We start from the raw sequence: 17,624 nt of genomic DNA on the forward strand, positions 1-17,624 counted from the left end.
TCACACTGATTCGCGATTAAGGTGTAACGGAATTCTTTTATTACTGGAGTGACCATGCTGGAATTGAACGCTAAAACAACCGCCCTTGTCGTAATTGATTTACAGGAAGGGATCCTGCCTTTCGCTGGCGGCCCTCATACGGCACATGATGTGGTTACCCGCGCCGCGCAGTTGGCGGAAAAATTCCGTGCCCACGGTTCCCCGGTGGTAATGGTGCGCGTCGGCTGGTCTGACGATTACGCCGAAGCGCTGAAACAACCCGTAGATGCTCAGTCTCCGGCAAAAGCGTTACCTGAAAACTGGTGGCATTACCCGGCTGCTTTGGGGAAATGCGCCAGCGATATCGAAGTGACTAAACGCCAGTGGGGAGCCTTCTATGGCACCGATCTGGAATTGCACCTGCGTCGCCGGGGTATTGATACCATCGTCCTGTGCGGGATCTCGACAAACATTGGCGTGGAGTCAACGGCGCGAAATGCGTGGGAGCTGGGTTTCAGTCTTATCATTGCAGAAGATGCCTGTAGCGCCGCCAGTGCTGAGCAACACCAGGCCAGCATGACCCACATTTTCCCGCGCATTGCGCGCGTTCGCAGCGTGGAGGAGATTCTGCAAGCGCTATGATTTATATCGGTTTACCCCAGTGGTCGCATCCAAAATGGGTGCGTCTGGGGATCACCAGCCTTGAAGAGTATGCCCGCCACTTTAACTGCGTGGAGGGCAATACCACGCTGTATGCGCTGCCTAAATCCGATATTGTTGCCCGCTGGCAGGCACAGACCACCGATGCGTTTCGATTTTGTTTTAAATTTCCGGCGACCATTTCGCATCAGGCTGCGCTGCGTAATTGTGATGACCTTGTACAGGAATTTTTTACACGCATGTCGCCGCTGGAAGCGCGCATTGGGCAATACTGGCTGCAATTACCCGCGACTTTTGGCCCACGCGATCTGCCTGCCCTGTGGCAGTTTCTCGATATGCTCCCGAATTCCTTTACCTACGGTGTGGAAGTTCGCCATCCAGACTTCTTTGCCAAAGGCGAAGCCGAGCAGCTATTTAATCGCGGTTTACACGAGCGTGGAGTAAACCGGGTGATTCTGGACAGCCGCCCGGTACATGCCGCAATCCCGCATACTGAAGCAATACGCGACGCCCAGCGCAAGAAACCGAAGGTTCCGGTGCATGCGGTAGTGACGGCAAACCATCCGATGGTACGCTTTATCGGTAGCGATAATATGGCACAAAACAGCGAGCTTTTTGCCGTCTGGCTGACCAAGCTGTCGCTATGGCAACGCACCACGACGCCGTATCTGTTTTTGCATACGCCGGACATCGCGCAGGCCCCGGAGCTTGTTGATACGCTATGGGCAGATTTACGCAGCGCCCTGCCAGAGATCGGATCAGCACCCTCGATTCCACAGCAATCTTCTCTTTTCTGAAAATGCCACCTATCATAGTCAGTGCCATCAACCCAACCGTACTCTAAATAATTCGAGTTGCAGGAAGATGGCAAGGGAGAGAATCCTCAGGAGCTTACATTAGTAAGTGACTGAGGGGAGCGAGTACAGCCACCGCGCATGCAACTTGAAGTATGACGAGTAAAGGGAGTTTGTATGGTAAGCGCGCTTTATGCCGTATTGGGTGCGTTATTGTTAATAAAGTTCTCCTTTGACGTCGTTCGCCTGCGCATGCAATATCGCGTTGCCTATGGCGATGGAGGTTTTAGCGAACTGCAAAGCGCTATCCGCATTCACGGTAATGCGGTGGAATATATTCCCGTCGCGTTAGTGCTGCTGTTATTTATGGAAATGAACGGCGCAGAGACGTGGATGGTGCATATTTGCGGGCTGATGTTGATTGCCGGACGACTGATGCATTATTACGGATTCCACCACCGGCTTTTCCGCTGGCGCCGTTCAGGCATGAGCGCAACCTGGTGTTCGCTGTTGCTAATGGTGCTGGCGAATCTTTGGTATATGCCCTGGGAGTTGGTTTTCTCCCTGCATTAGCGCACAATACGCCACTTTATTTTTCCCGGATTTTTACGTTATGTCTCACCGCGACACGCTTTTTTCTGCGCCTATCGCCAGTCTGGGTGACTGGACCTTTGATGAACGGGTAGCTGAAGTCTTCCCGGATATGATCCAGCGTTCCGTTCCTGGCTATTCCAATATCATTTCTATGATTGGCATGCTGGCCGAACGTTTCGTACAACCCAACACGCAGGTCTACGATCTGGGCTGTTCTCTGGGCGCGGCGACGCTCTCGGTGCGTCGCAATATTCATCACGAGAATTGCAAAATTATTGCCGTCGATAACTCCCCGGCGATGGTTGAGCGCTGCCGTCGTCATATTGACGCCTATAAGGCACCGACCCCGGTTGAGGTTGTCGAAGGCGATATTCGCAACATTACTATCGAAAACGCCTCGATGGTGGTGCTGAATTTTACCCTGCAATTCCTTGAGCCACCTGAGCGCCAGGCATTGTTGGATAAGATTTATCAAGGGTTGAATCCCGGCGGCGCGCTGGTGCTGTCTGAAAAATTCAGTTTCGAAGACGCTAACGTTGGCGAGCTGCTGTTCAACATGCACCACGACTTCAAACGGGCCAATGGCTACAGCGAACTGGAAATTAGTCAGAAACGCAGCATGCTGGAAAACGTGATGCTGACCGACTCGGTAGAAACGCACAAAGCGCGACTGCATCAGGCCGGCTTTGAGCACAGCGAATTGTGGTTCCAGTGCTTCAACTTTGGCTCTCTGGTGGCGTTGAAAGCTGAGGTTAGCGCATGATCGATTTTGGTAACTTTTATCAGTTGATTGCCAAAAATCATCTGTCCCATTGGCTGGAAACGCTTCCGGCGCAAATCGCTGCCTGGCAGCGCGATCAGCATGGTTTATTTAAACAATGGTCAAACGCCGTCGAGTTTCTGCCCGAGCTGACGCCGCATCGTCTGGACTTACTGCACAGCGTTACCGCAGAAAGTAAAGAACCGCTCAGCGAAGGCCAGCTTAAACGTATCGACACCCTGATGCGTAACCTGATGCCATGGCGTAAAGGACCGTACTCGCTGTACGGCGTCAACATCGATACCGAATGGCGTTCCGACTGGAAGTGGGATCGCGTTCTGCCGCACTTGTCTGATCTCACCGGCCGTACCATTCTTGATGTTGGCTGTGGCAGTGGTTATCACATGTGGCGCATGATTGGCGCTGGAGCGCATCTGGCGGTTGGGATCGATCCTACGCAACTGTTTCTGTGCCAGTTTGAGGCGGTACGTAAACTGCTGGGCAATGACCAGCGTGCTCACCTGCTGCCGCTGGGTATTGAGCAACTTCCAGCGCTAAACGCCTTTGACACCGTGTTCTCCATGGGCGTGCTTTATCACCGCCGATCGCCGCTGGAACATCTGTGGCAGTTGAAGGATCAGTTGGTTAAAGATGGCGAGCTGGTGCTGGAAACGCTGGTCGTCGAAGGTGATGAAAATACCGTTCTGGTGCCGGGCGATCGCTACGCGCAAATGCGTAACGTCTACTTTATTCCATCTGCGTTGGCTTTAAAAAACTGGCTGGAAAAATGCGGTTTTGTTGATGTGCGCATCGCCGATGTCTGCGTCACCACCACCGAAGAGCAACGTCGCACCGAGTGGATGGTAACCGAGTCGCTAGCCGACTTCCTCGACCCGAACGACCACAGCAAAACGGTGGAAGGCTACCCCGCCCCATTACGCGCAGTATTGATTGCGCGTAAGCCGTAATAGATTGCCGAATGACCGTTACGTATAGCACCGTTTCTCCAAAATAGTTCAAGTTGCAGCAAGGCGGCAACGTAGCAAATCCCCGGGAGCGTAGATAACTACGTGACCGGGGTGCGCGAGGCGGCCAACGCTGCTGCGGCTTGAAATATGAAGGAGAAAAAAAGGCCCCTGTTGAAATTGCAGGGGCCTGGTACGAGCAAGCATCATATTGGGCGACATGATGCAACGGTAAAATCAGTTGGCCTGATGGTGTGCAATGATTGCTTTCATTTCAGCAACCGCCGTCCCGTCTACCGCATAGCGCGAATACTCATCCGCCTGCGCATCCGAAGACATCGACAACCCCGAATTGCGATAACGCATTGGTGAAGCCAGCCATACTCCGGCAGAACTGTGGACTTCCTGCACTCCAGCATCAAGGAACAGGGACAAATTCGAGGCGCGAACCCCCGCTCCGGCCATAATGATTGGAGCACCGGGCTGCGCAATAAGTTCCATTATTTTTGTTAAACCTTGCGCCGCATCTGATTTTTGCCCTGAAGTGAGTACTCTGGCAATGCCCAAATCAGCTAATTTTTTAAGCGCATTGAGTGGGTTAGCACACATATCAAAGGCCCGATGAAAAGTGACTTGCAGCGAACCGGCGGCAATCATTATTTTCTCCATGCGCGGCATATCGACATTGCCATCCACATCTAAAATGCCGGTCACCAGCCCTGAGAATCCCAGTTCCCTGACCATCGCAATATCATCCAGCATTGCAGCAAATTCACCCTCGGTGTAGCAAAAGTCGCCTCCACGTGGGCGAATAATGGGATTGACGGGAATCGAAATGTGCTGGCGAACGGAACGCAAGACGCCCAGTGACGGCGTTAAGCCCCCTTCTTTGGGTGCCGAGCATAGTTCAATACGATCCGCGCCGTTTTGCTGCGCCGTGCGCGCGCACTCCATGCTGTAACAGCAGATTTCCAGTATAGCCATGCTCACTCCTGACGTTCGCTTGCCACAATGGTTTCAATCGACCACGGATGGAATTTTATCGTCACGCTACCATCGCTAACCGCCAGCGTCGGATTCGGTAAACGCTCACGCTCACCTTTTGGCGAGCTGGTTTTCACAAAAATGCCCGGTTGACTCAGACCGTGATCGGAAAGCAGCGCCAGCGCTCGCGCATTCAGCGTTTCCGCCTCTCCCGGCAGAACAATTTCAATATGTTCCCAGCCTTCATGTGGGTAGCGTTTTTCGCCCGGCCACGGCAGTTCGACGATGGAAAATTGCCAATGTTGCACACAAACCGGCTCATGCAGTTTAAAAAGACAAATAGGTCTGCCGTTAATGATGTTTTCTGACAACAATTCACCGCACTGTTCAAACCCACGACGCCAGCGCTCTGCGGTGGTATTTTGATGGCAACGCAAGGAAATGTGATCGGCTTCCAAGCCTGTGATATCCAGCCCAAGACGGGTAGAAAGTTCCGTTAATGCCTGCGTGAAATGCGGTAAATCAGCAGAAATATCCTGTAGTTCTGCAACGGTTTGCCAGTTCACCATATTAAAAGCTCATATCCATGTTCAAAGTCGCTAATTTACTCTGTTGCGCTGCGCCATCCAACCGCTGTTTTCTTCGAACACATCATGAATAAATTTACGCCATTGCATTGTTTATATTTCAGGCTACTGGCGGTACACACAATGCTGACGGCAACGGGCATTTGCAGTATACTCCCGCCCTTAATTCTTAAACTGGTGCGGTGAATTTTAGGCCGCTTCATAAATGTAAGGTATTCCGGTGAATATTCAGGCTCTTCTCTCAGAAAAAGTCAGTCAGGCCATGATTGCTGCAGGCGCGCCTGCAGATTGCGAACCGCAGGTTCGTCAGTCAGCAAAAGTACAGTTCGGCGACTATCAGGCTAATGGCATGATGGCTGTCGCTAAAAAACTGGGTATGGCGCCGCGACAACTGGCTGAGCAGGTGCTGACTCATCTGGATCTCAACGGGATCGCCAGCAAAGTTGAAATTGCCGGCCCGGGCTTTATCAATATTTTTCTCGATCCGGCATTTCTGGCGCAGCACGTTCAGCAGGCGCTGGCTTCCGATCGTCTGGGCGTCACTCAACCGGCTAAACAAACCGTCGTGGTTGACTACTCCGCGCCTAACGTAGCGAAAGAGATGCACGTTGGTCACCTGCGTTCCACCATCATCGGTGACGCGGCGGTGCGTACGCTGGAGTTCCTCGGTCACAACGTTATTCGCGCTAACCACGTCGGCGACTGGGGTACTCAGTTCGGTATGCTCATCGCATGGCTGGAAAAACAGCAGCAGGAAAATGCCGGAGAGATGGCGCTGGCTGACCTGGAAGGTTTCTACCGTGATGCGAAAAAACATTACGACGAAGATGAAGCCTTCGCTGAACGCGCCCGTAGTTATGTCGTGAAACTGCAAGGCGGTGACGAATACTTCCGCGAGATGTGGCGCAAACTGGTCGACATTACCATGTCGCAGAACCAGTTAACCTACGATCGCCTCAACGTTACCCTGACCCGTGACGACGTCATGGGCGAAAGCCTGTACAACCCGATGCTACCTGGCATCGTCGCCGATCTGAAGGCGAAAGGCCTGGCTGTTGAAAGCGAAGGCGCTACCGTCGTATTCCTTGATGAGTATAAGAACAAGGAAGGCGAACCGATGGGCGTTATCATTCAGAAGAAAGATGGCGGCTATCTCTACACCACAACCGACATCGCCTGCGCCAAGTATCGTTACGAAACCCTGCATGCCGATCGCGTTCTTTATTACATCGACTCTCGCCAGCATCAGCACTTAATGCAGGCCTGGACCATCGTACGTAAAGCCGGTTATGTGCCGGATTCAGTGCCGCTGGAACACCACATGTTCGGTATGATGCTGGGCAAAGACGGTAAACCCTTCAAAACCCGCGCGGGCGGCACGGTTAAACTGGCCGATCTGCTGGATGAAGCGCTGGAGCGCGCACGTCGTCTGGTCGCGGAGAAGAACCCGGACATGCCTGCCGACGAACTGGAAAAACTGGCAAATGCGGTCGGTATCGGCGCAGTGAAATATGCGGATCTGTCCAAAAACCGTACCACCGACTACATCTTCGACTGGGACAACATGCTGGCGTTCGAAGGTAACACCGCGCCATATATGCAGTACGCTTATACCCGCGTACTGTCCGTGTTCCGTAAAGCAGATATCGACGAAAGCGCACTGGCAAATGCTCAGGTCGTCATCAGCGAAGATCGCGAGGCTCAACTGGCAGCACGTCTGCTGCAGTTTGAAGAAACGCTGACCGTCGTTGCGCGTGAAGGTACGCCACACGTGATGTGTGCTTACCTGTACGACGTTGCTGGTCTGTTCTCCGGCTTCTACGAGCACTGCCCTATTCTCAGCGCTGAAAACGAAGAGATTCGTAACAGCCGACTGAAACTGGCACAGCTGACGGCGAAAACCCTGAAGCTGGGTCTGGATACTCTGGGTATCGAAACCGTAGAACGTATGTAATCACTTCAAGTAATGTGAAAGCCCGCGCTATGTCGCGGGCTTTTTTATTTTTCCGAATGACCGCCCTCGTAGGCAGCGCAATCAGGTCGACAAGAAACGGCTACGCTTACTGTAATTTGTAACAACCCACAAGGAATGACACATTTCCCTAGAGATATGGAACATCTTTTGCCTGTCATCCCGTCTAAGCCTCCGTATCATTAGGCGGCGAATTAATCGGGTACGGGTCAATGACATTCAGAGATTTTGAGGCGGAAGAAAAGCTCTTCCAGCGGCGTGTATTGATGGCCTTTGGCCTGGTAGTCATCTGTTTTGGCATCCTGATTTACAATCTGTATAACTTACAAATCTGTCAGCACCAGTATTACACCACCCGGTCGAATGCAAACGACATCAAAATGCTGCCCGTCGCCCCAACGCGTGGCATGATTTACGATCGCAACGGCATCCCGCTGGTGCGCAACGTTACCTGGTACGATATTTCCGTTACGCCGTATAAAATCAGCGATATGAATGCGTTACTCCAGCAGCTCACGCCGATCGTTGACCTCACACCTGATGACATAGACCAGTTTCGCCATGAGCTGAAAGCCAGCAGCCGCTATCGTCCTGTGGTGCTAAAAAATGCGCTAACCGATGTCGAAATCGCCCGTTTTTCGGTAAACCAGTTTCATTTTAGCGGCGTCAACATCAATAGTTACGAAGACCGCCAGTATCCCTATGGCGCGGCGCTGGCGCATGTCCTGGGTTATGTTTCAAAAATCAATGACAACGACCTGAAAGCACTGGATCAAAAGGGTCTGGCGGAGAACTACGCCGCCGATCACAACATCGGTAAGCAAGGTATTGAGCGCTATTACGAAAACGAACTGCATGGAAAAACCGGTTATCAGGAGGTGGAAGTAGATAACCACGGACGCATCGTACGCCTGATCAAAGATGTGCCGCCCGTTGCCGGAAAAGATATCCATCTGACGCTGGATTTACATTTACAGCAATACATTGAGAGCTTGTTGGCTGGCCAGCGTGCCGCCGTTTTGGTTGAAGATCCACACGACGGTTCCGTACTGGCGATGGTCTCAAACCCCAGCTATGACCCTAATCCGTTTGTCAAAGGCATCAGCTATCAGGACTATAACAAGTTACTCCAGGATAAAGACCTGCCATTAATCAACCGCGTCACGCAGGGATTGTACCCTCCCGCTTCAACGGTCAAACCGTATATGGCTATGTCGGCATTACTGAACGGGGTAATCACGCCGCAGACCAGTTTCTTCGGCGCCCCTACCTGGACGCTACCCGGCACCGAGCGACATTACCGTGACTGGAAAAAAACGGGCCACGGTATGCTGGATGTCACCAAAGCGATAGAAGAGTCTGCCGATACGTTCTTCTATCAGGTGGCGTATATGATGGGGATCGACCGGATTAACAGCATGCTCAGCCAGTTTGGTTACGGTAAACCGACCGGCATCGATCTTGATGAGGAGTATAACGGCCTGCTCCCGAGCCGCGAATGGAAGCAAAAAGTGCACAAAAAAGCCTGGTATCAGGGGGACACTATTTCAGTTGGCATCGGTCAGGGCTACTGGATTGCCACACCTATCCAGATGGTAAAAGCCATGGTCGCACTGATTAACAACGGCAAGGTTATCGTCCCTCACCTGCTGCTCGATGAAGAGAGCGGCAAAACCATCACGCCGTATCAGGCTCCAGAAGTACCGTCACAAATCGCCTCAGCCTCATCGCCCTACTGGGGACTGGTGCGTCAGGCGATGTTCGGCATGGCGAATGAACCAAATGGTACAGGTTATAAGTTCTTTCACACCGCGCCTTACGGCATTGCGGCAAAAAGCGGCACCTCGCAGGTCTTTAGCCTGAAAGAAAATCAGACCTACAATGCGAAGATGATCCCTGTCCGCTTGCGCGACCACGTGTTCTATACCGCATTTGCACCCTATAAGAACCCGAAGGTCGCGGTGGCGTTAATTCTGGAAAACGGCGGCAGCGATGGTGTCACCGCCGCGCCGGTTATGCGTCAGATCATGGATCATCTGTTTGCCCCGCAGGACAATACGGTACAAACAGTGACGACTGAACAATCAGGACCGATAGCGGTATCGCCATCGAATACCGATATCAAAAATACTTTCGCAAGTATTCGGTAAGGCACAGCATCGCCATCGCCTGTCCGTAAGGCATGGAGGTCCGAGGGATGTTGCGGTAGAAATCAAGATTGTGTCCCATCCCGGTACCAAACGAGGTGTGCAGCAGTTCACCTTCCGGTGAAATATGCTGCACAATGCCGCGAATGGCTTTTTCGGCTACCGGCGCATACTCTTGCCCAACATAGCGTTTACGTACTGCTTTGAGGATCCCATAGGCAAATCCGGCAGTTGCCGATGCTTCCAGATACGACTGCGGGTCGTCCAGCAAGGTATGCCACAACCCACTTTCATCCTGGCATTTCGCCAGCGCCGCGATTTGCGCGTTCAGGACCTGTACCAGATAGCGGTGAACAGCATTGCTTTCCGGGAAATCAAGTAATTCGAGGAAGTCCGGGATCACGATAGTTAACCAACTGTTGCCACGCGCCCAGCGGGCATTAGCAAAGTTATGATTTCCTTCATAGCTCCAGCCGTGGAACCACAGCCCCGTTTCTTTATCCATCAGGTTTTGCACGTGCAGCAGGAACTGATACGTTGCCTCTTCGATGTAGTCCGGGCGATTGAGTAGCTTGCCAATCTTCGCCAGCGGTAAAACCGTCATCATCAGCGTGTCATCCCACATCTGTTGATGGTTTTCTTCCGCCAGCGTGATGTGTTGCATACCACCAAATTCGGTACGCGGCATCTCATGCATTGCCCACTCAGCCCAGCTGTCGAGCCACGGCAGATACGCTGGATTACGCGTCTCTTCATAGCGATACGCCAACGTTAAAAATGGCGCCATGGTGTTCACGTTTTTAGTCGTTGCACCTTCAGCAAAGCGATCGGCAAACCAGCTATCGATGATATCGCGCATCGTTTCATCGCCGGTTTGCAGATAGTACTGATACATCCCGTACAGGCCGACGCCGTGTGTCCACTCCCATCCCGCCCAGCCTTTAGTATCAATTACGCGTCCATCGTCCAGACGCAGCAAGAACTCGCCGGTTTCGTCATGAATATTGACCAGGTTATGCGTCACCTTTTTGATCAGCGTTTTTAATTCATCCCTGGCAATAAAATGTTCTGGCTGGCGCAATAACGGGCTATGTTTAACCGGGTAAACAATCATTTACTAAACCTCTGTCAATGTCGGATTCAATGCTGTGACCTGCCCCTGTTACGGCGCAGCAGCTTTTTTGGAGGCCCCGCAATCCTCGCTTTGACAATGGGCATCCTTATAGGGTCACAGTAAAAGCTAACAGGAAGTGAAACCTTTCTATTTCTGCCAGAAGGATTCGTGAAATGGCAAGAATACAAAGAGTCCGGCAACGTACGTCACTTATTTTATAAAACTGCGTTTCTATTTAATTGAATGAGAGACTGGAATGTTGAAACAACCAGCAGTTTCAACTGCTGGTCTGAATGACGGAGGGTGTTAACGGTAGTTCACAATCACCTGATTGCTCTGAATGCGTAACGCGGGGATCAGGCGACCACCGCCGGGGACCTCCCAGACAAAATGCATCGGTTCAATGGCCGGAACGTTATTGAACCCGTTGGTGGTCCCACTTTGCCCGTCCAGTTCGACACAACGGGACTGAGAACATAAACGCACCCGCAAACCTGCGGGCGTTGGGCCATTCAGCTCATAGCGCCAGGCCACCAGCGTCATCAAGCCTGAGACCGGCTGGCTGGGAACCAAAGGATCAGACGAGGCTGACTGGCCACGGTGATTTAAGGTGATCCCCATGCCACTTGCCTGCCAGGCCCCTTCTCCGGCGGCCTGCGCCACCAGAGGAAAAAACAACAACCACAGTAACTTACGCATTATTTACCTCCAATGGTCGCCGTCATGCGGATATGGCGGTTATCGGAAAGCTCCATATTCGATAACACCACCAACTGCGGGATGCTGCGGCGTAAAAACCGCGCCAGTAACGGACGTAACGCGTGATTAACCAGCAAGACCGGCGGCGCGCCCAACATTTCCTGCCGGGACAGCGCTTCCTGAGTCTGGGCCAGCAGTCGGTCTGCAAGCCCAGGCTCCAGACCGCCGCCCCCCTGCAGCGCTTGCAGCAGCAAACGCTCGAGCGGAGTATCAAGACCGATAACCTGAACCTCTTCATTACCCGGGAACCACTGCTGAGTGATGGCACGTCCTAACGCAACACGGACGACCGCGGTAAGCTCATGCGGATCGTTTTGCAACGGCGCATGTTCCGCCAGCGTTTCAAGAATGGTGCGCATATCGCGAATCGGTACTTTCTCATCCAGCAAGTTCTGCAGCACTTTATGCAGCGTGGTGAGCGTCACAACGCCCGGCACCAGATCTTCCGTCAGCTTTGGCATCTCCTGCGACACTCGATCCAGTAACTGCTGCGCTTCCTGACGGCCAAACAGCTCAGCGGCGAACTGCCCAATCAGGTGGTTTAGATGCGTAGCGACAACAGTACTGGCTTCAACCACCGTAAAGCCCTGAATCTGCGCCTGTTCCTTCAATGCGCTTTCAATCCAGATAGCGTCCAGTCCGAACGCCGGATCGACCGTTTTCTCACCCGGCAGCGACCCGGCGGCAGTACCCGGGTTAATGGCCAGCCAGCGTCCCGGATAGGCGTCACCGCTGCCAATTTCTACCCCTTTCATCAAAATTCGATAGCGGGCTGGCTGCAGATCCATATTGTCTCGAATGTGTACCACCGGCGGCAGGAAGCCCATATCCTGGGCAAATTTCTTACGAATACTGCGAATTCGCCCCAGCAACTCGCCATCCTGTTGAAAGTCCACCATTGGGATCAGGCGGTAACCTACCTCCATGCCCAGCGAATCTTCCAACTGCACGTCGTTCCATGTGGCTTCCACCACGGAGTTGTTTTCCGGCATTTTCACCGGCTGCGGTTCATCCGGCGCTTTTTGCTCACGCCCGCGCATCCACCAGGCCAGACCCAGTAACGCGGCGGTAAACATCAGAAACACCAGGTTCGGCATGCCCGGAACCAGACCCAAAAGTCCAAGCACCGCCGCACTGAGCAGCATAACGCTAGGATTGCTGAACAGTTGGGTCACCATCTGTTCGCCTACGTCCTGGTCGGTACTCACGCGGGTCACGATAACACCCGCCGCGGTAGAGATAACCAGCGCAGGAATTTGTGCCACCAGCCCGTCACCGATGGTCAACAGGGTATAACTTTCCGCAGCGCTGCCCATGCTCATACCATGCTGCAACACCCCAACTAACAGACCGCCGACCACGTTGATCACCATGATCAAAATACCGGCGATGGCATCTCCACGGACGAATTTACTCGCACCGTCCATTGAGCCGTAAAAATCCGCTTCCTGGGTCACTTCCGAGCGTCGTTTTTTAGCTTCATCTTCGCCAATCAGACCGGCATTCAAATCCGCATCAATCGCCATCTGCTTGCCGGGCATACCATCCAGCACGAAGCGCGCGCCAACCTCGGCGATACGCCCCGCACCTTTGGTGATTACCATAAAGTTAATGATGACGAGAATCACGAAGACCACGATGCCGATCGCAAAGTTACCGCCCACCAGGAAGTGGCCGAAGGCTTCAACCACCTTCCCCGCCGCCGCCGCGCCAGTGTGTCCTTCCATCAAAATGATACGGGTAGACGCGACGTTCAGCGCCAGACGTAATAATGTGGTAAACAGCAAAATCGTCGGGAATGCGGCAAACTCCAGTGTACGCTGGGTGAACATCGCCACCAGCAGCACCATGATCGACAGCGCAATGTTAAATGTGAACAGCAAATCGAGGACGAAAGCCGGCAGCGGCAGCACCATCATCGACAGAATCAGCAGGATGAGGATCGGTCCGGCAAGGATTTGCCATTGCGTGGATTTCAGGTTGCTGGGCAGACGCAGCATCGCGACCAGATTAGCCATCAGTATTCTTCTCGTTCATAAAATCCAGTGCTTCTGGCACCGGAAGGTTTTCAGGTTGTGGTGGACGCTTGCCGCCAGCCAGACGCCAGCGTTTTAGCTGCCATACCCATGCCAGTACTTCAGCAACGGCGGCATATAATTGACCCGGTATTTGCTGACCAATTTCAGCATGACGATAGAGCGCACGCGCCAGTGGCGGCGCTTCTAATGTCGGGACACGGTGCTCTGCGCCAATTTCACGAATGCGCAGCGCAACCAGCCCGGCCCCTTTCGCAACAACTTTCGGCGCACTCATTTTGTTCTCGTCATACTTCAACGCCACTGAGTAGTGCGTAGGGTTAGTGACAATAACGTCTGCTTTCGGCACATCCGCCATCATGCGACGCTGAGCGGCCGCGCGCTGCATTTGACGTATTTTGCCTTTAACGTGCGGGTCACCTTCGCTTTGCTTAAATTCATCGCGGATATCCTGACGCGACATACGTAGCTTTTTCACATGGCTATAGATCTGGAAAAAGACGTCGAACCCCACCATCGGAATGACGCCAAGTACCACCAGAAGTGCACACATACCGACTAAATCCAGGGCGTTGCCCATCGCCGTGATCGGTGACTCCGCCATCAGACGCATCATCGCTGGCCAGTTATGCCAGAGATAAAATCCGGCCACGCTTCCCACCAACGTGGACTTCAGTATCGCTTTGAGCAGTTCTGCGCCGGTTTGCGCGGAAAACATGCGCTTAATGCCCGGCAACGGATTCAGCTTAGAGAATTTGGGTTGCAGGGATTTACCGCTGAAAATCAAGCCGCCAAGCATCACCGGGGAAATTAAAGCCACCAGAACGACGCCGGTAATCAACGGCAACAGCGCAATCATCGCGTCTTTAATCAGCAGGATGATTTGGCTGAGGATCAGATTAGGGTCGTTAACCATACTGTGGTCAAAACGTAATCCGGCCGACAGCATGCCAGCCAGCCTGCGGGCAAGCGACTCCCCACCAATCCAGATAATGCACACACCCACCAGCAAAATAAGCAGTGAGGTTAGCTCTTTGGATCGGGGGATCTGCCCTTCTTCCCGCGCTTTTTCAAGTCGGTGGGGTGTGGGGGCTTCTGTTTTGTCGTCGTCGCTTTCTTCTGCCACGCATCAGACCCTGGATAGAGATATAGGCGAGAATGATGCCAGAACAGCTATCCAGCAATGGGAAGAGTAAGCGGTAAAAAAGACGGGATTTATGGCTTTAAGCTGAATTGCGTGTAAGCCGGATGAGAGGCCCACGCCTCACATCCGGCAAATACGCATCAGAACCCGAGGCTATCCAGCAGGTCGTCAACCTGATCCTGACTTGCTACTACGCCGGCTTTCGAGGCGTCAACCTGCGGGCCGTTAAGCAAGCTTTCGTTTTCACGTTTTGGACGTGCGCCCTGTTCCGGAATGTTTTCCAACAGAACCATCAGCAGCTGACGTTCAATCTCCTGGATAACATCCATCATGCGCTTGATGACCTGACCGGTGAGATCCTGGAAATCCTGCGCCATCATGATGTCCAGCAGCTGGGCATTGGTAAAGCTGGTATGTCCAGGCACATCACCAAGGAACTGACGGGTATCAGTGACCAGCTCACGGGCATCGGAGAGTTCGATCGGATTTTCGAACCATTCATCCCAGCGTTTAGTCAGGTCTTTGGCCCCTTTTTCCATCGCGTCCTGATGCGGCTGCGAAGCTTCTACGCTGTTTAGCGCACGCTCCGCCGCCTGCGCGGTCATCTGCACAACATAATCGAGACGATCGCGGGCATCAGGAATCGCTTCTGCCGCTTCGGCAATGGCCTGATCCAGCCCCAGTTCACGCAGGCTGTCGCGCAGCATTCGGGTCAAACTGCCGATGCGCGCGATGATGTCCCCTGCAGAGTGTTCGTCAGCAGGTTTAATTTGTGGTTGCATCATCATCACACCCTCACATGCCCAGTTTCTCAAAGATTTTATTCAGTTTTTCTTCCAGCGTCGCCGCCGTGAACGGTTTCACGACATAGCCACTGGCACCTGCCTGTGCTGCCGCAATGATGTTCTCTTTTTTCGCTTCTGCCGTGACCATCAGCACCGGCAGAGAAGCCATCCCGCCATCAGCACGGATGGTTTTCAGCAGTTCCAGTCCATCCATGTTCGGCATGTTCCAGTCAGAAATAACAAAACCGAATCCCCCAGCCTGCAGCTTGTTCAGCGCATCCACGCCGTCTTCAGCCTCTTCAACATTGTTGAATCCCAGCTCTTTAAGCAGGTTACGCACGATGCGACGCATGGTGGAAAAGTCATCCACAACCAAAAACTTAAGCTCTTTATCCGCCATAAAAATAAACTCCTGATTCAAATACGTATTGCCTGTCCGGCACTAATTTTCACCAGCATTTGCTGGCTCACCTGGCTAAGATCGACCACTTCGCTTACGCCACCCATATTGATGGCCTCGCGCGGCATGCCGAACACCACACAACTTGCTTCGTTTTGCGCAATGGTCCAGGCTCCCGCCTGATTCATCGCTAACATTCCGGCTGCGCCATCGTTGCCCATACCGGTCAGGATCACCCCGACGGCATTGCGCCCCGCATGTTTCGCCACCGAATGGAACAGCACATCCACTGAGGGCCGATGCCGATTAACCGGCGGACCGTCATGAATTTTGATTTGATAGTTCGCGCCACTACGCGCCAGTTCCATATGCTTGTCGCCCGGCGCGATATATGCATGCCCCGGGAGTACGCGCTCTCCGTCTTCTGCCTCTTTCACGGTTATCTGGCACAGTTTGTTCAGACGTTCGGCGAACGAACGGGTAAACCCTGGCGGCATATGCTGGGTAATAAGAATACCGGGGCTTGAAAGCGGCAATGGCTGGAGTACATGGCGAATTGCCTCTGTTCCTCCGGTTGACGCCCCAATCACCAGCAGCTTTTCCGAACTGAGTAACGGCCCTGCTTTCAAGGTCGTCGGTGCCGCCATGGGCTTATGGGCCGCCAGTTTTGCGCGCGATGCGGTGCGGATCTTTTCGGCAATCATCTCGCTATATGCCAGCATCCCTTCGCGGATCCCCAGTTGCGGTTTGGTGACAAAATCAATCGCCCCCAGTTCCAAGGCCCGCAGCGTGACCTCTGAACCTTTACCGGTCAGTGAAGAAACCATCACCACAGGCATTGGACGCAGGCGCATCAACTTCTCCAGGAAGTCGAGGCCGTCCATACGCGGCATTTCCACGTCCAGCGTCAGGACGTCGGGATTGTATTTTTTGATTAAATCCCGGGCGACCAACGGATCCGGCGCCGTCGCCACCATTTCCATATCACTGTGACTGTTAATAATTTCGGTCATGATTTGACGCATCAATGCAGAATCATCTACCGACAACACCCTGATTTTACTCATGCTTTATCCTTACCTGGCGCATGCGCATACACGGTCTGTCCACGCAGGCTAAACTCGCGCACAAGGTTGCTAAAGTTTTCTGAATGACCTGCAAACAGCAGCCCGTCAGGTTTAAGAAGTGGAACAAAACGGTGCAAAATGTCCTGTTGTGTCGTTTTATCGAAATAGATCATCACGTTACGACAAAATATGGCATCAAAAGGGCCTGGCACGTTGTACTGCTTATCCAGTAAGTTCACGCTGGAAAATTCAACATGACCTGCCAGTTCCTGCCTAACGCGTACCAGTCCTTCATGCGGCCCGGTGCCGCGCATGAAATAACGCTGCAACTGCTGGGGTGACAGCGTCTTTAGCTCATCGAGGCGGTAAATGCCGTTTCTGGCCTTTTCCAGTACTTCGGTATCAATGTCGCTGGCAAAAACGCGCCAGCGGCCCGGTGCCATACCTAAGGTATCGGCAAGCGTAATCGCAATGCTGTAGGGTTCTTCTCCGGTTGACGCCGCCGCGCTCCAGACGCGGTATTCACCGCTGCGCCGACGAGCGTGATCTGACAGCACCGGAAAATGATGCCCTTCGCGAAAAAATGCGGTCAGGTTGGTAGTCAGGGAGTTAATAAAAGCCTGCCACTCAGCACTGTTCTGGTTAGCTTCCAGCATGCTGAGATAGCGACCAAAGTCCTCCAGCCCCAGGGTACGCAGACGACGAACCAGGCGGTTATAAACCATGTCCCGCTTATGGTCGGCCAGTACGATCCCCGCACGCTGGTAGATTAATTGACATATCCGACGAAAATGCGCGTCAGACAGCGCGAGGCGCTGTGTCATCTGTAACAATAATGACGTTTGCCCGGAGGGCAGAGATGATGTCATAGCGCCTT

The 17,624-nt window shown here is 53.1% G+C and carries 17 protein-coding genes; 7 read left to right on the forward strand and 10 right to left on the reverse strand.

Annotated elements, in window-relative coordinates:
• Window positions 1-54 precede the first annotated feature (54 nt).
• The 5 genes from OGY68_RS20305 to cmoB all read left to right on the forward strand — a co-directional run bounded on the left by OGY68_RS20305 (window position 55) and on the right by cmoB (window position 3,755).
• Window positions 55-621, forward strand: coding sequence for a hydrolase (locus OGY68_RS20305; protein ID WP_057066829.1), 567 nt, complete (start codon window positions 55-57; stop codon window positions 619-621).
• Window positions 618-1,436: a DUF72 domain-containing protein gene (locus OGY68_RS20310; RefSeq protein WP_057066831.1), complete on the forward strand. Its 819-nt coding sequence runs from the start codon at window positions 618-620 to the stop codon at window positions 1,434-1,436. Before OGY68_RS20305 ends, OGY68_RS20310 begins: the two co-directional genes overlap by 4 nt.
• Window positions 1,437-1,610: 174 nt before the next feature.
• Window positions 1,611-2,006, forward strand: a complete 396-nt coding sequence (locus OGY68_RS20315) for an MAPEG family protein (protein WP_003833847.1) — start codon at window positions 1,611-1,613, stop codon at window positions 2,004-2,006.
• A gap of 40 nt (window positions 2,007-2,046) precedes the next feature.
• Window positions 2,047-2,790, forward strand: a complete 744-nt coding sequence (gene cmoA / locus OGY68_RS20320) for a carboxy-S-adenosyl-L-methionine synthase CmoA (protein ID WP_003034686.1) — start codon at window positions 2,047-2,049, stop codon at window positions 2,788-2,790.
• Entirely contained in the window at window positions 2,787-3,755 is a 969-nt protein-coding gene (cmoB, locus tag OGY68_RS20325) for a tRNA 5-methoxyuridine(34)/uridine 5-oxyacetic acid(34) synthase CmoB (protein WP_003833851.1), read from the forward strand. Before cmoA ends, cmoB begins: the two co-directional genes overlap by 4 nt.
• 234 nt (window positions 3,756-3,989) lie before the next feature.
• Here cmoB and cutC read toward each other — a convergent pair whose 3' ends face one another.
• Together cutC and OGY68_RS20335 are read right to left on the reverse strand one after the other, a co-directional pair.
• On the reverse strand, window positions 3,990-4,736 hold the full coding sequence (cutC, locus tag OGY68_RS20330; RefSeq protein ID WP_048235198.1) for a copper homeostasis protein CutC: 747 nt from the start codon (window positions 4,734-4,736) through the stop codon (window positions 3,990-3,992).
• Window positions 4,737-4,738: 2 nt separating this feature from the next.
• Complete coding sequence (locus OGY68_RS20335) at window positions 4,739-5,305, reverse strand: VOC family protein (protein WP_057068134.1); 567 nt, start codon at window positions 5,303-5,305, stop codon at window positions 4,739-4,741.
• A gap of 238 nt (window positions 5,306-5,543) precedes the next feature.
• On the opposite strand from OGY68_RS20335, the gene argS reads away from it, so the two are divergent.
• Complete coding sequence (gene argS, locus OGY68_RS20340) at window positions 5,544-7,277, forward strand: arginine--tRNA ligase (RefSeq protein ID WP_003833857.1); 1,734 nt, start codon at window positions 5,544-5,546, stop codon at window positions 7,275-7,277.
• Between the two features lie 230 nt (window positions 7,278-7,507).
• Window positions 7,508-9,445: a peptidoglycan DD-transpeptidase MrdA2 gene (gene mrdA2 / locus OGY68_RS20345; RefSeq protein ID WP_057068135.1), complete on the forward strand. Its 1,938-nt coding sequence runs from the start codon at window positions 7,508-7,510 to the stop codon at window positions 9,443-9,445.
• Here the strand turns inward: mrdA2 and bglB are convergent.
• The 8 genes from bglB to cheR form a co-directional block, all read right to left on the reverse strand.
• Entirely contained in the window at window positions 9,417-10,556 is a 1,140-nt protein-coding gene (gene bglB / locus OGY68_RS20350; protein WP_032943794.1) for a beta-galactosidase BglB, read from the reverse strand. The two genes, mrdA2 and bglB, sit on opposite strands and share 29 nt — an antisense overlap.
• A gap of 306 nt (window positions 10,557-10,862) precedes the next feature.
• Window positions 10,863-11,255: a flagellar protein FlhE gene (gene flhE, locus OGY68_RS20355; protein ID WP_003833862.1), complete on the reverse strand. Its 393-nt coding sequence runs from the start codon at window positions 11,253-11,255 to the stop codon at window positions 10,863-10,865.
• Window positions 11,255-13,333, reverse strand: coding sequence for a flagellar biosynthesis protein FlhA (flhA, locus tag OGY68_RS20360; protein ID WP_003034666.1), 2,079 nt, complete (start codon window positions 13,331-13,333; stop codon window positions 11,255-11,257). The genes flhE and flhA overlap by 1 nt, the downstream gene beginning before the upstream one ends.
• Window positions 13,326-14,477 (reverse strand): flagellar biosynthesis protein FlhB, encoded by a 1,152-nt coding sequence (flhB, locus tag OGY68_RS20365; RefSeq protein WP_003833866.1) that lies wholly within the window; start codon window positions 14,475-14,477, stop codon window positions 13,326-13,328. Before flhB ends, flhA begins: the two co-directional genes overlap by 8 nt.
• Before the next feature lie 158 nt (window positions 14,478-14,635).
• Window positions 14,636-15,280, reverse strand: a complete 645-nt coding sequence (cheZ, locus tag OGY68_RS20370) for a protein phosphatase CheZ (protein ID WP_003034659.1) — start codon at window positions 15,278-15,280, stop codon at window positions 14,636-14,638.
• Window positions 15,281-15,290: 10 nt separating this feature from the next.
• Window positions 15,291-15,680, reverse strand: a complete 390-nt coding sequence (cheY, locus tag OGY68_RS20375) for a chemotaxis response regulator CheY (protein WP_003034656.1) — start codon at window positions 15,678-15,680, stop codon at window positions 15,291-15,293.
• A 17-nt stretch (window positions 15,681-15,697) separates the two neighbouring features.
• Window positions 15,698-16,747: a protein-glutamate methylesterase/protein-glutamine glutaminase gene (locus tag OGY68_RS20380; RefSeq protein ID WP_003833872.1), complete on the reverse strand. Its 1,050-nt coding sequence runs from the start codon at window positions 16,745-16,747 to the stop codon at window positions 15,698-15,700.
• Window positions 16,744-17,616 carry a protein-glutamate O-methyltransferase CheR gene (gene cheR / locus OGY68_RS20385; RefSeq protein WP_057068138.1) on the reverse strand — a complete coding sequence of 291 codons (873 nt, stop codon included), beginning with the start codon at window positions 17,614-17,616 and terminating at the stop codon, window positions 16,744-16,746. The genes OGY68_RS20380 and cheR overlap by 4 nt, the downstream gene beginning before the upstream one ends.
• Between the last annotated feature and the right edge of the window lie 8 nt (window positions 17,617-17,624).

Origin of the sequence: Citrobacter sp. Cpo065 (genome assembly GCF_030332805.1) — a bacterium.
GTDB classification, from domain to species: domain Bacteria; phylum Pseudomonadota; class Gammaproteobacteria; order Enterobacterales; family Enterobacteriaceae; genus Citrobacter; species Citrobacter portucalensis.

Excerpts from the sequence above, each read along its gene's own strand:
- OGY68_RS20305 (WP_057066829.1), top strand. The coding sequence starts at position 55 with ATGCTGGAATTGAACGCTAAAACAACCGCCCTTGTCGTAATTGATTTA.
- OGY68_RS20310 (WP_057066831.1), top strand. The coding sequence starts at position 618 with ATGATTTATATCGGTTTACCCCAGTGGTCGCATCCAAAATGGGTGCGT.
- OGY68_RS20315 (WP_003833847.1), top strand. The coding sequence starts at position 1,611 with ATGGTAAGCGCGCTTTATGCCGTATTGGGTGCGTTATTGTTAATAAAG.
- cmoA (WP_003034686.1), top strand. The coding sequence starts at position 2,047 with ATGTCTCACCGCGACACGCTTTTTTCTGCGCCTATCGCCAGTCTGGGT.
- cmoB (WP_003833851.1), top strand. The coding sequence starts at position 2,787 with ATGATCGATTTTGGTAACTTTTATCAGTTGATTGCCAAAAATCATCTG.
- cutC (WP_048235198.1), bottom strand. The coding sequence starts at position 4,736 with ATGGCTATACTGGAAATCTGCTGTTACAGCATGGAGTGCGCGCGCACG.
- OGY68_RS20335 (WP_057068134.1), bottom strand. The coding sequence starts at position 5,305 with ATGGTGAACTGGCAAACCGTTGCAGAACTACAGGATATTTCTGCTGAT.
- mrdA2 (WP_057068135.1), top strand. The coding sequence starts at position 7,508 with ATGACATTCAGAGATTTTGAGGCGGAAGAAAAGCTCTTCCAGCGGCGT.
- bglB (WP_032943794.1), bottom strand. The coding sequence starts at position 10,556 with ATGATTGTTTACCCGGTTAAACATAGCCCGTTATTGCGCCAGCCAGAA.
- flhE (WP_003833862.1), bottom strand. The coding sequence starts at position 11,255 with ATGCGTAAGTTACTGTGGTTGTTGTTTTTTCCTCTGGTGGCGCAGGCC.
- flhA (WP_003034666.1), bottom strand. The coding sequence starts at position 13,333 with ATGGCTAATCTGGTCGCGATGCTGCGTCTGCCCAGCAACCTGAAATCC.
- cheZ (WP_003034659.1), bottom strand. The coding sequence starts at position 15,280 with ATGATGCAACCACAAATTAAACCTGCTGACGAACACTCTGCAGGGGAC.
- cheY (WP_003034656.1), bottom strand. The coding sequence starts at position 15,680 with ATGGCGGATAAAGAGCTTAAGTTTTTGGTTGTGGATGACTTTTCCACC.
- OGY68_RS20380 (WP_003833872.1), bottom strand. The coding sequence starts at position 16,747 with ATGAGTAAAATCAGGGTGTTGTCGGTAGATGATTCTGCATTGATGCGT.
- cheR (WP_057068138.1), bottom strand. The coding sequence starts at position 17,616 with ATGACATCATCTCTGCCCTCCGGGCAAACGTCATTATTGTTACAGATG.